A 12,892-nucleotide genomic window follows, 5' to 3' on the forward strand; every position below is an offset into this window, starting at 1 on the left:
AACAGCCGCCGGCTGACGCTTGGGCTTCGTCGCCCCAATCGCAAGTTAGGAAATAGCGCGATTTGCGGGAAGAGAAGAATGGAACACGGCCAAGCCACGGATGAAAAGCGGTAAAACACGGTCGGAATCCATTCGAACACCGTAACACTAGCCCGCTGCGCCAACGAGGGAATGCGGCTCGCCGCTTCAATCCGTTCTGGTATCGCCGAGCGGATTACTTCGCTGGCGCTGCGGGCTAGTGTTTTGTCACGTGACAATATTCGGGCGCCATTTTCTTATTAGCCGTAGTGCGTTCGCACCGGTTTCTGACGGGAACTCATTTGCGAAAGACAATTGGTGACAGAAACCGAGGCTAACGCCGTGCGGCTGATTTCGTAGAAGCCGAAAATAGCGCCGCTTCAAAACGCGCGCTTCGGGTTACGATGAGGGATCGACTTCGATCAGCCCACCTATCGAGCGAAGATCTCAAGTCGCACTTCGCCGGCTTGCTCGCCGGCGTCTAGCGACAGTCCCTCGATCTTGATTTCGTGGCGGAGCGCTAGGTGTTGGGTGATCGTGAAACGCTCGCTGCGCGAGAAGTCTCCCAACTCTTGGCCGTTCAGCGAGACCTTACCAGAGATCGGCAGTTCGTCGAGGACCAGCACGACTTCATCGCCGGGAGCGATTCCGGTGGGAGCATGAAACGCACGCGTCAACTTCAATCCATCGTCGCGCGTCACCGCCGGAATCGTCGACCAATCACGCGGCAATTGGATTCGCGTGGGATTCGCGTCCGTTCCAAAATAGGCCTGCCAGGGACCGTTCAGGCGAATCGAATGGGGGGAGTCGCTCACTTACTCGGTCATCAGGTTGGCGGTGACCGTGTCTTGGCGAATCAAACGCGAGCCATCTTCGATCGCTCGAATGGTGATCTGAATCCCGCGCAGCGGACGATCATACGGCGGCGCCGTTTCGCGTTCGGCCGGATCATCAACACCGTTGGCGCCGTCGTCATCAATGCCGTTCGATCCTTCGTCAATCGGTGCGGTATTAATATTGGCGGCGCCATCGGCGACATAATCCTGATTCAAACCGTCCTGTTCGTAGATCATCGGCCAAGTGTCATAGACGACCATCGCCCGACCTGCGGGGGCAATGCTGGGACTGCGAGCTGTGGCAGCCAAGGTGAACGCCGCGGCGTTATCCGCGAGGAACTTGCCGCTGGGCGGAGAGAAAAAGTGTCCTCGATCAAAGTTCTTCGGGGACCCTGCGCCGCCTGTAACGATGTTCGACCAGTTCAAGTCGACAAAGGCGCCGGTTCCGGCGTCGTTGTACGTGCTTCCGGTATTCATCGTGTCAAAACCGACATCACCAGGAATCGCAGCGATATCGTTGTCGGTCGAATGAATAAGAATCGGCGCGAAGGGATCAAACACCTTCACGTCAAAGGCCAGTACCTTGGCCATGATCACGTCCTCGCCGGTTCGATCGCGGAAGTTGGTCGTCGTACCGCCGGCCGTTACTTCGTCGGCGACGATTTTCGCCATCGTTTCAAAGGATCGCAGATAGGTTGGCTTCAGTGGAAAGGGAAACTTGCGAGCATCCATCGAATTCGACGCGAGCGATTCATAAATCGAGTTGGTCGGATCGAAAGAGCCGATCAGCCACGAGCCGTGACGGTTTTGTCGCGTTTGCAGGTCTTCCAGTGAGTTGGTGGCCCATTCGTATGTGCCGCCGCTTTGTGGGACGGGACGAACCGAGAGATCCGAATTGTTAAAGACATCCAGATGGGTGATTCGTCTGGGACCCCCTGCGGTCCCCAGCGGCGATTCGGCATACTGCGTGAAGTCGATATCGGGGCGGATCAACAAGACGCGGCGAAACAGCGTGACCGATTCGTCCGCATTGCGGACTCCATTGCCATCGGTGTCGTCATAGTCGGTGAATTCGGTCCAGTAGATGATTTCGGCGTAGTGAGAAGTCAGCGGAGAAACGTCGCTGGAGTCGGTTGGCTGGGTGACGCGCAAGACGCCATCCAGTGTGTCGCGTTGCAAGCTGCCGTTGATCAACCCAACAAACGGCTGGTCTTTGCTATAGGCGGTAAACGCGATGATGTCGTCGGCGTCTCCCGCGACGCTGGCCAGCGTCGCGAAATCACGATCGCGGTCTGAGCCCTCGATCACCGTGAAGTAGCCTTGATTGCCGCCGACCGGCAGCCAGGGAAGACCCGGCGCGGTGTGGCAATCAAGGTCGGTCTGCATCGTTGTGGTCAGGCCGCGCAAATTGCCAGAGAGCTCAATGGTCGATCGCGCGTCATGCATCGTATCGCCCAAAAAGGCGAAGATTTGGGCGACCGAGAAGAACAAGATCAGCGTCAAGGTCGTCGCCACCAACATTTCAACGAGCGTGAGCCCGCGACGAGCGAGAGGATGAGCAAAGGTTCGAATCATGACGTATCTGTTTCCTGACGGAGGAAAGCGCCGGAAGGTACTTACGCAATCGACCGCAAATGGGAGCGTGCTCTGAGGAAGAGACGGGGCATCGCCTGCTGGCCGGAGGCGATTTGGCAACGCTGTAATTTCGTAACGCTGTGATTTGGCGGCGCTACTTTGAAAAGTTATCTTATACAGATCCATTGCAGCAACAAAACGTCGATTCGTCAAGCGATTGGTCGACGCAAGCTGCCGAATTCACAAGGACTTACGTGAAATATCATCACAACCGCCGCGCCTTTGGGCTTAAAGAAATCATCATCGTGATCGCCCTGCTGGGCGTGGTCTTCTTGATGGCGGCCCCCCTGTTGCTCAGTAGTCGCGAAAATGCGCGTCGGAACACCTGTCTTTTCCGCCAAAAGCTGCTGGCGGATGCTTTGATTGCGTATGACGAAGATCTCCGCGAACTGCCGGGATACGCCAATTTGCAGGCTACGTCGATCGATACCGGCTGGTTGTTTCCGGCCCTTCCCTACCTGCAAAGTCGGATTTATCCGACCCCCGGCGAGATGCCGCCGCCCCCCTATTTGGAAGCGTTTCAGGCCTACTCCGCCGATGGCGAACTCGCCGGGCAAGTTCCTGACTTCACGGTTTACGAAGCGATCTGCCCCGACGACGCGCCGGAGGATCCTGAACAATGGGGCGGCGTCAGTTCGTTTGTCGCTAACAGCGGCATGCCGGATGTGCCGCCAACCAGCGAGATCCCGGCCGATTGGGCCGCCAACGGTATCTTTCAAAATCGGCTCCATCAAAACTCGGGCGTCGCCTTTGAGCAATTCACGCTGCAACAGATCTCCGAACTCGACGGCTTAGAGATGACGTTGCTATTGGGCGAAAACGTCGATGCCGGCAGTTGGACGTCGGCCACCGAGGCCGACGTCGCGTTCCTCTGGAGCAATGACGCCGAAGCCATCCTAGGAATCAATCAGCAAACAGGCCAAGGGAACGGCAGCGCCCGCTTTTCTCGACTTTCGAGCTATCATCCCGGCGGGGTCAACGTGATGTTCGGCAGCGGCGCCGGCAAGTTTATCAACGAGCGGATCGACGCAATTCTATTTTCTCAAATGCAAGCGACCAACGACGCCCAGGCCAAAGTCGCAGGGACCGATCAGTTGGTCTGGCCCGCAGCGACCGCCCCCGCAGCCAAAGTCCCCTAAGGCCGGCATTGTTCTTCGGGCTACGAAGAGTCGCTGGGCGCCAGCGGAGATGGTGCGACCGGTACGACCGGACCTTCCACAGCCGGTTTGCGGTGGAGCGCGAAAACTTCCCGTTGCGTATCGGACGTGTGAGTCACCGTGACCTATGTTTTTGGGTTCCATCTTTAGCGCGGTACCGCCCAAAGCGCAATGACTCCCAGCAACATATCGCCAATTCGACAGCAGTCCACGTTGCTCGACGCATCTTATCGCGTCGTCGACGGCATCTCGATCTTGGTCGGGTTGTGGCTCGCCGTCGATTGGTCGAACTCCACGTTCAGCTTTGCGCATCAATTTGCCGCCGCCGTCGCGATCGGCTTGTTTTATGTGATCGCCGAACTGACCGGCATGTACCGCAACTGGCGCGGCGTTTCGACCCAGCGAGAAATCGGCTGCGGCGTGGTGACCTGGGGAGTGAGCCTAGGCGCGTTGATCGTCGTTGGATTGCTCACCGGTCACGCAGCGTCCTACTCGCTGCTGACCGCTTGGTACTGGCTATGGATGACGCCGGGTCTGATGGTGCTCACACGCGTCTCGATTCGCTGCTTGCTAGAAGCGTTGCGTGCGCGAGGACTTAATAACCGCGGATTCGCGATTGTCGGCGTCAATCCTTTGGGGATTCAGTTGGCGGCCAACATTCGGGATACGCCTGACCTGGGTTTGCGTTTCGTCGGTTTCTTTGATGATCGCCCGCAAAGCCGTTTACCTTCGATTCCCGCTTCGCTCGGCACGCAAGTGGGCGATATCGCCAACTTGGTCGCCGCCGCTCGCAACGGCGAAGTCGATCGGATTTACATCACCTTCCCGATGCGGGCCGAAGATCGCATTCGCAAGGTCTTGGCGCAGTTGAGCGACTCGACGGTATCGGTCTATATTGTGCCTGACTTCTTTGTCTTTGAACTGTTGCATTCGCGCTGGACCGACATCCGCGGCTTGCCGGTGGTCAGCGTCTTTGAAAACCCGCTCTACGGCGTCGACGGTTTGGTGAAGCGGACAACCGATCTGGTGTTGGGTTCGCTGTTGTTGCTGTTGTGCGCCTTGCCGATGGCGGCGATCGCGCTGGCTATCAAGCTAACGTCTGCGGGACCAGTCTTCTTTCGCCAGCGCCGTTATGGTTTGGATGGACGCGAGTTTTACGTCTGGAAGTTCCGGACGATGACTGTCTGCGAAGATGGGCCCGTCGTCACGCAGGCGACCAAAGACGACAAACGGGTGACCTCGATCGGCGGCTTCATGCGGCGTACGTCTTTGGACGAACTGCCGCAACTGTTTAACGTGATGTACGGCAATATGTCGCTCGTCGGACCGCGGCCGCATGCGACCGCTCATAACGAAGAATACCGCAAAGTGATCCAAGGCTATATGCTGCGTCACAAGATCAAGCCCGGGATCACCGGCTTGGCGCAGGTGCGCGGCTGGCGCGGTGAAACCGATACGCTGGAAAAAATGGAACGCCGCATCGAGTGCGATCACGAGTACATCCGCACGTGGAGCATCTGGAGCGACGTTCGTATTCTGCTGCAGACGATCTCGGTGGTGCTGTTGAAAAAGAACGCCTACTGATCTCCCGAGAGGAGCGTCAGCAAGTCGGCCACTTCGTCGAGCGTCAATTGTCCCGGCAATCCTTCCGGCATGATCGACTTCTCCGCCGCGCGGCGCTCGACGATCAGATCGGGATCGACTTCAAACGTTTTGCCGGTCGCGTCGACAAACAGCTCGCGTTTGTCTTCGACCAGTTGATGCAGCGGAAAGCCGCTCAATACGCGTCCATCATCCAGCAATAACATCTCGGCGACAAACATCGGCGCGATCTCTTTACTCGGCTCCAAGATCGATTGCAAAATCCGGCGTCGATCGGTCCGAGCGCCGATATGCGTCAGGTCAGGACCAACTTTGGCGCCGCGGCCGTCGAACGTGTGGCAACGTGAACACATCGCCCGATCCGAAGTAAAGACCCGCCAACCGGCGGCGCGGCTTGTCTCTTGCGGAAGTTGCGAAAGCCAAGCGTCCACATTGTCGAGCGGCGGGCGATTGGCCGCGTCGATTTTGTCGCCGTTGCGAGCGGCGCGCTGGGCTGCGGTGACGATCGTCGGGTTGTCGTCGCTGGCCAGTTTGGTCAACAGCGGGCCATATTTTTCTTGATCGCTCGCCAAGCCGCTGATCGCGTCGGCTTGCAACTGGGGCGAAAGTTGACGATCCTCCGCCAACTTGGCAAGTTGGTCGTTGGCCTCCGGCGTGTGCTGCAGCGCCAACGTTTGGATCGCCGCCTTCTGCAGCGCGGGATTGTCTTGATGCGCCCATTCGGTCAACTTGTCGGTCTTGAGCGACGCGTGATTCGGCGGCAGCAGTTGAATCGCCATCGCACGCGTTTCGGGCGATGCCGTAGAGGATGTCGCCGCGTCGCTGAGCAGCTTTTGGCTCAGCCATTCGCTGTTGCCCCCGACTTTGCCGCTCTGCAGCCAGGCGATCGCCGCCAGATAAACGGGAAACGCGCGCGCCGATAGTTTGCCGGCGGCGAGTTGTTTTTGGAGTTCTGCTTCGTACGGCTTCAATTGCTCATCGGCGATCCAGCGGACCGCTTCGATGCGGACCGCTTCGTCTTCGTCGGCAAGCGCCTCGTCTAGGTGCGCTTCGTCTGGCGTCGCGCCGATCCAGCGGAGCGCTTGCAGCACGCCGAGCCGCTGCTGGCCGGTCGGCAGCGTATCCCAGTCGACCCCCAGCAATCGCGCTGGCTGTTTGGTCAGCCCGGCGATCGCCGCTTGGCGAAGGAAGAGATCTTTCGAGTCGAGCGGCTTGAAATCAAACTTCCCAGCCAACTTGCGCGCTTCCTGTTCGGCGTCGGAGAGCGTCAGCCGAACCTCTTTCGGCGGGCCGTTTTTCCAAGAGAGTTTCCAAAGACGACCTTTCCCGTGGACCGGGTAACTGCGATCGACCCAATCGGCGAAGTAGTAAGCGCCATCGGGGCCTTCGACCATGCCGGTCGGACGGAAGTTTTCGTCACCTACGACAACCGGCGACATCCGTCCGCGAACCGTCGCGCCGCTATGTTCGAGGGCATAGCGTTCGATCCGATGATCGCCCCAACTGGTGACTAACAGCGAACCATGATCGTAAAGCACGGCACAGGGCGCTTCGCCGGTTCCGGCCGCCATCGGCAATGTGCCCGGCAGTTCCGCGTCCCAAGCTTGCAGCGGATGAACGCCGGAGCGGCCGTACCGAAATTGATAGCCGTAGTCGCCGGTGGGGACGATTTCTAACAACCGGCACGGCGGTCGACCATCGGGATCATTGTCGACGCAGAAAAGTCGATCCTCAGGGTCATAACACATGCCGAAGGGATTCCAAACGCCGGTGGCGATCTTCCGCAGCTTCGATCCGTCCGCTTCGCATTGATAGACGCAGCCCCCTTCTCCACCGCCGGTGATTTGCGTTCCATCCGCCGCAACCAGCGCGAACGGCGCTCCCAGGTTCTCGCCCATGCCAAAGATCAACGTACCGTCCGGAGCGAACGTCAGACCAGCCAGACCGTTGTGCGGATAGTTGCCCTTGGTCTCAAGATGCGCGATCGGCGTTTTTTCATCGGCGACGCCATCGTTGTTGGTGTCGCGGAGGCGGAAGATCTCCATTCGCGTCGCGACGTAGATCGAACCATCGGTCGCCGCGGCCAGGCTCATCGTGAAGGTCGTCCCTTCGTAGAAGGTGCTCCACGCGTCCCGCTTGCCGTCTCCGTTGCTGTCGACGAAGGCGCGAATGCGATCTTTCTCGGGGCCTACGTAATCTTCTTTGCGATGGTGCGTTTGCGATTCGATCACTAGCAGCCGTCCCTGGGCGTCAAACGCGACGCCGATCGGGGTCACGATCGCCGGGCTCTCGGCGATCATCTCTAACTGCATCCGATCATCCAGCACGCGCGGAGGCTCCGCCGCGGCGGTCGTAGCAAATCCAACAGCGCCCAACAGCATGAATAAAGAGAACCGATGTAACATGGAGGGAAACCAGGGGAAGGTAATTGGGATGGGGTTTGCGGCTATTATAACCCGATTACGGGGCAAGTTCTCGCACCGCGTCAAAGTTTGGTTTATAACGGAAAGTGACCGGCCGAACACCCTTTCTCCCGCCTAGGACCTGTAACTTCCCATGCGAATATTCTCGCTGGCGCTTTTCGCCCTCGCCACTACTTCGTTCGCTTCTTTCTCGTTGGCGGCTGACCCGTGGGTCGTGTATCCCGGCGGCGAAGGACCCGGCGCCGGCAAGCATGTCGTCCTGATCTCCGGCGACGACGAATATCGTTCCGAAGAAATGTTGCCGCAGTTGGGACTGATCTTGTCGCAGCGGCATGGTTTTAAGTGCACAGTGCTGTTTCCGATCGATCCCAAGTCAGGGGAGATCGTCCCATCGCATCAAACGAACATCCCCGGCACTTCGGCGCTGGCCGACGCTGACCTGCTGATCATGCTGACCCGGTTCCGCAACCTGCCGGCCGATCAGATGGAGCCGATCCTCGCCTATCTCCATTCCGGCAAACCGATCATCGCGATTCGCACGTCGACCCACGCGTTCAACTTTCCGAAAGATTCGCCCTACGCAAAATATAGTTGGAACAACGGAGACGCTGCGTGGTCCGGCGGGTTTGGTCGCCAGGTCTTTGGCGAAACCTGGATCAGCCATCATGGTCACCACGGCAGCGAGAGCACTCGCGGCGTGATCAATCCTGACATGAAAGATCACCCGATCTTGCGCGGCGTCACGGACATCTGGGGTCCGACCGACGTGTATGGCGTGAAAAAACTGCCGGCCAACGCCGAAGTCTTAGTGCGTGGCCAGATCTTGACCGGAATGAAGCCAGACGACGCTCCGGTCACCGACAATCGCAACGATCCGATGATGCCGATCATTTGGCTCAACAAATACCAAGGCGAAAACGGCGTGACCACGCCGTCGCTTTGCACGACGTTCGGCTCGGCGCCCGACTTCTTGTGTGAAGATTATCGTCGCCTACTGGTGAACGGAACTTATTACTTCACGGGTCTGACCGACAAGATCGACGGCCAAGCGAACGTCGAACTGGTCGGCGACTACGAGCCGAGCTTTTTCGGATTTGGCAAATTCAAAACCGGTACGACGCCAGCCGATTACCAGCTGAAAAAGTAAGGCCATCACCGCGGACCGGACCGCTTTGCTTTTCCGTCGGAAAGGTTGGACTGGACCGGACCGCTTTGTTTTTCCGTCGGAAAGGTTGGACTGGACCGGACTGCTTTGTTTTTCCGTCGGAAAGGTTGGACTGGACCGGACTGCTTTGTTTTTCCGTCGGAAAGGTTGGACTGGACCGGACTGCTTTGTTTTTTTGTGTCCGGCGGCTGGGATCGAACCAACTTGCGAACTGCGCCGCCAAATATCGGCCCGGCGGCGCGCATCTCTAACGCAACCGCAAGTTTGCGGCGATCCATGTTTTGCGTCTTAGAATCCGACTCCCCAATCGATCCGAAGTCTGTGCGCTTCGTCAAGAGACAACCTTTGGCGTGCTCGGCCCTGACTGCATCATTGTTCGATCGGTTCGAGCCAAACGCGTAAGCCGGTGTTGGAGTTCTTCGTACTGGGACGGTTCGACCTAGTTTCGTCAGGCGTGTAGTAGATTTCGTCGTGAAGCACGCAAGCTTGATTCGCCGGCTGTTCGACGCCGCCGCGATTTTTCATCAAGTCGAAAGAGCCCAATTGAAGATTCCAATCGGCGGGCAATTGCTGCTCGAAGGATACCTGATCATCGATCCGTGTTTGCGCGACCCAATGGTCGTCCTCGAAAAAATAGCGAATGGCAATCTCATGTTCGCCGGCGGATATCGGCGCACTCTCCATCGACACGAACGCGCCGCCGCTATCCGGCGAGCGGGCCGTCGTCCACGCGATCCGATAAGATGCTTGCGGCGGAAGGTAGACAGCCCAGAGGAATCCGGTAATATTGCGACCGGTAAAAGGGATCGCCGAAAGACGTCGCCAAGGTTCTTGTTCATCCGCGTTCGTGAGTCGTCGCAGCGCATCCAACTCGACCCGCGCTTGTCGGCATTGCTGCGGCAGTTGAAAAGCGGCGACCCAAGCAGCAATGGCCATCGACAGCAGCATCAATGTCAAGATGCCAAATTGACCCGGTCGGCGCAGCGGCGGCGAAGCAGGCGTTTCTTCGTCTAAATTCATGGCGCCATCCGATTCGCATTCAGCGCGTCTTGTTTCTTGAACGCCGCGTCCGCTCCCCGGCGGATCCAAAGGAGTTGATGATCCTCAAGTCGCTTGTCGTCTCCCAACTGCCGCAACAATGCGAGGGGCGCGACGATACGAACCAGGTCGAAAGTCGCATCCGCGTCGACCTCCTGAATTCGTCCCTCCTCCGCATGTTCAAATTCCAACTCGTCCCAGTGGTCGTACAGCAATCGCGCGACGAAGGGATCCTTGATCGGCCAATAGCTGGAACGGTTGGCGCCGGTATAAAAGAGGATCACTTGCTCACCTACTTTTACGAGCTTGATGCGGTAGAGATATTCTCCCTCTTCCGGAGTCATCATGGTGGATTGGTAGCCTGGCCCTTGATGACCGTGATAGGCTCGCTCTTGCGTCAATACGCCGGGAGGCTGATAGTAACGCCAGCGAAGTTCGTGGTCGTATTTGCTGGGAAGCTTCATGAGCTTGAACTTGGTCGGATCGTTCTGGCCGAAGTCGCCCAGATTCGCGAGTATTTGAGCTCGCTGCGCGTTGAGCTGGCGCAGTTCATGATTGGAAATGCACGTCCCGAACAAGCCCCACATGGTGAGTAACATCAGAAAGATGTGAAGGAATCTCAGCGGTGTTAGTTGCCAGCCGAGCTTTTCTGTCATGGTTCCAACTTCTCAATCCACAGCCGCCCCCCCGTTTCTGAATCGCGCGGGCTCGAAGAGTTTGGCGATTCCGGATGTGGAACCGAAAAAACTTGATCAAACAGCTCCAGCGGTTCGTCAGTCGCTTGCTGCTGACTCCCTTGAAAATTGCTTCCGCCGGTACTGCCGATTCCCAGGTTCCACTCCGGCGGTTGCAACTCTTCTAAGACAATCTGGCCGTCGACGCTGACTTGAACGATCCAGCCTTCTGTCTGCTTTTCGTACCTGAGCGACAACTCGTGTTCACCGGGGGCGATCGGCGTTGCGATTGATGGACCGGGTTTCGGTTTCTGCGGAGCGTGATTTTGATCCACATTTTTGGTCGCCAGGAAGAGTTGATATTTTTGTTCCGGCGGCAGATAGATGCGCCAGCGATAGTCATCGTTCGAGAGCTCATGATGGCGCACGACGGCGTACTGCTGGGGATCGTCAATCTGCAGTTCGCGGGCGACTTCGCGCAGCCCCGGCAGTTGCAACTGCATCCGCTTCGTTTCTTCCAACGTGACCAAGTAGGCGACCCACACGGCGATGACTGCGGTGGTCGACATCACGGTGTAGAGACTGAATCGCCAGAGCGAAGGTCGCGGCGGCTCTAAGCCGGTCGTGTTGCCTTCAAAAATCGGGTCTGCGTTCATCGCTGCTTCTCGGCGGCTGCTTTTTCTTGATCAAACGCGGCTTGGGCGCCGACGCGGACCAGCAGGCAGAGACCATCTTTTCCGCTTCTAACCGACGAACCGTCGGCAAACTTCGCGGGCGCCGTAATGCGAACCAGTTCTAGGATCTCGTCTGGGGAGAAGTCGACGGCATGGCTGGACGAAACGGTCTCTATCTTCAGTTCGTCCCAATGTTCACGAAACGCATCGGCCGTTTTTTTATCTCCCGAGCCGCACGTCGAAGCGCCTCCATCAAACTTGAAGAAACAACGCATCTGCGGACGGTCAAAATCGATGTGAAAGCGAACGATCGAAGCGTCACGGTTGTTATCATTGGAATACAAACTTCCGCTGCAAGAGCCGCCGCCGAAAGCAATGTAATCTTCGATAAGAATCCCTGTATTCTCGGGTCGGCGAAATCGCCACATCAAGTCCCACGGCTCGTTGGTCGGCAAACGCAGCACCTGATAGCGATCAGGCGCGATCGCCGGCATCTCGCCAAACTTGGCGGTCAGCCGATCGTACTCGGCTTTAATCGGCTGCTGCTCGCGTTTGGCCAAGCAGAACATCACCACGCCGACGACAAACGCCAGCGTGAGGCCAAGTTTCAAGATGCGTTGAACTGTCACCATAGTAGACCGAGAACAAAGCTTTCGCAGTTGCGTCATACCGGGGAATTTGTGCAGCCGAAAGTCCAACGTCTTCCGGCTAGGAAGAGTGATTTCCGATCTTAGTCGATTCGCTGGTGGAAGGAAAATCTTGCGCGATAAATCGGCGTCACGCCGCTTTTGATTTCTTCCGCTTTTTTGCTTTCGCATACAGGACGGCGTTGCCCCGTTTGCCGATGATCTCGGCGGCGCCGGTTTCGCGCAGGCAGTAGGCGATGCGTTGAGCGATCCACCGTTGGCAAGTGAGCATGCGGGCCAGATCGCCGGTATCAAATTCTTGGGGCAGCTTGCCGGGCAAAAATTTCCAGAGTTGATCGGCCGTTTTGATGCGACGGGTCTCGATCACTTCGACCAAGTGCGTATCTTCGACGGTATGGTCGTTCTGACGTTTGCGGCGCCGTCGTCCATGTCCCGGCAGGCGATGCTCTTCGATATGGATCAGCGGCACTTCCAACGTGAGATTGGCGTGTGGAAAAACCTTGGTGAAATAAACCAACTCGTCAAACAGATCGAGCCAGGTCCCTTTCTTGGGGCTGAGCCGGTTGCTGAGGATCTTACCACCGCTGCTGGCGCGCTTGATGATTCGCTTCCGCTGGATCAGCGGTTTGACGACGCGAACGGGCCGCTGCTCGACCAGCGCTGCGATCTTGGGACCAATCGCCGAGAGCGACGCGCACTGCACTTCGACTAATTCTTCGCCGACGACGGCGTCAATTCGATAACGGCCAAAACGGACCTCGGTCGCGGCGTCTGCGCCCGCATAGAGATTTTTCAGTTGACGGTGAAGTGACTTTTCCACGACGCGATCTGCGGCTGAAGGAGGAGCGGGAAGTATTGCGCCAATCGGAAAAATGAGCCGAAGGCGGAACCGGATCTTGAATTCGTACCGATTTTGGTTCAAATGGACGTTTGAATGTTTCCTCTCTCGACACGTTTTCGAAGGATGAGTCGCCGCGCTGGCGCGGTTAAAATAGGGGTCACCCTACTCTTCCTGGGCGAAAC

General features: G+C 57.7%; 11 protein-coding genes. 3 read left to right on the forward strand and 8 right to left on the reverse strand.

What is annotated here, in order from left to right:
• Positions 1-449: 449 nt before the first annotated feature.
• Both DSM3645_RS10785 and DSM3645_RS10790 read right to left on the reverse strand, forming a co-directional pair.
• Positions 450-833 (reverse strand): hypothetical protein, encoded by a 384-nt coding sequence (locus DSM3645_RS10785; protein WP_002652187.1) that lies wholly within the window; start codon positions 831-833, stop codon positions 450-452.
• Positions 834-2,429 carry a PilW family protein gene (locus DSM3645_RS10790; RefSeq protein WP_002652188.1) on the reverse strand — a complete coding sequence of 532 codons (1,596 nt, stop codon included), beginning with the start codon at positions 2,427-2,429 and terminating at the stop codon, positions 834-836.
• A 254-nt stretch (positions 2,430-2,683) separates the two neighbouring features.
• Here DSM3645_RS10790 and DSM3645_RS10795 point away from each other — a divergent pair, with 254 nt between their 5' ends.
• Complete coding sequence (locus tag DSM3645_RS10795) at positions 2,684-3,628, forward strand: DUF1559 family PulG-like putative transporter (protein ID WP_131282428.1); 945 nt, start codon at positions 2,684-2,686, stop codon at positions 3,626-3,628.
• Between the two features lie 189 nt (positions 3,629-3,817).
• A complete protein-coding gene (locus tag DSM3645_RS10800) occupies positions 3,818-5,230 on the forward strand; it encodes an undecaprenyl-phosphate glucose phosphotransferase (protein WP_002652190.1) in 1,413 nt (470 codons plus the stop codon).
• Here the strand turns inward: DSM3645_RS10800 and DSM3645_RS10805 are convergent.
• Positions 5,224-7,653, reverse strand: coding sequence for a PVC-type heme-binding CxxCH protein (locus DSM3645_RS10805; RefSeq protein ID WP_040351771.1), 2,430 nt, complete (start codon positions 7,651-7,653; stop codon positions 5,224-5,226). The two genes, DSM3645_RS10800 and DSM3645_RS10805, sit on opposite strands and share 7 nt — an antisense overlap.
• 151 nt (positions 7,654-7,804) lie before the next feature.
• Here DSM3645_RS10805 and DSM3645_RS10810 point away from each other — a divergent pair, with 151 nt between their 5' ends.
• Complete coding sequence (locus DSM3645_RS10810; RefSeq protein ID WP_002652192.1) at positions 7,805-8,818, forward strand: hypothetical protein; 1,014 nt, start codon at positions 7,805-7,807, stop codon at positions 8,816-8,818.
• A 387-nt stretch (positions 8,819-9,205) separates the two neighbouring features.
• Here the strand turns inward: DSM3645_RS10810 and DSM3645_RS10820 are convergent, their stop codons facing one another.
• From DSM3645_RS10820 to DSM3645_RS10840, 5 genes are all read right to left on the reverse strand, one after another.
• Positions 9,206-9,856, reverse strand: coding sequence for a hypothetical protein (locus DSM3645_RS10820; RefSeq protein ID WP_002652194.1), 651 nt, complete (start codon positions 9,854-9,856; stop codon positions 9,206-9,208).
• The gene (locus DSM3645_RS10825) at positions 9,853-10,530 is read right to left on the reverse strand and encodes a hypothetical protein (protein WP_040351772.1); all 678 of its coding nucleotides are present in this window, start codon (positions 10,528-10,530) and stop codon (positions 9,853-9,855) included. The genes DSM3645_RS10820 and DSM3645_RS10825 overlap by 4 nt, the downstream gene beginning before the upstream one ends.
• A complete protein-coding gene (locus DSM3645_RS10830) occupies positions 10,527-11,204 on the reverse strand; it encodes a hypothetical protein (protein WP_002652196.1) in 678 nt (225 codons plus the stop codon). The genes DSM3645_RS10825 and DSM3645_RS10830 overlap by 4 nt, the downstream gene beginning before the upstream one ends.
• Positions 11,201-11,851, reverse strand: coding sequence for a hypothetical protein (locus DSM3645_RS10835; RefSeq protein WP_237564796.1), 651 nt, complete (start codon positions 11,849-11,851; stop codon positions 11,201-11,203). The genes DSM3645_RS10830 and DSM3645_RS10835 overlap by 4 nt, the downstream gene beginning before the upstream one ends.
• Positions 11,852-11,999: 148 nt before the next feature.
• Complete coding sequence (locus tag DSM3645_RS10840; RefSeq protein ID WP_131282434.1) at positions 12,000-12,689, reverse strand: hypothetical protein; 690 nt, start codon at positions 12,687-12,689, stop codon at positions 12,000-12,002.
• Between the last annotated feature and the right edge of the window lie 203 nt (positions 12,690-12,892).

It is taken from the genome of Blastopirellula marina DSM 3645 (assembly GCF_000153105.1).
Taxonomy (GTDB): Bacteria; Planctomycetota; Planctomycetia; order Pirellulales; family Pirellulaceae; genus Blastopirellula; species Blastopirellula marina.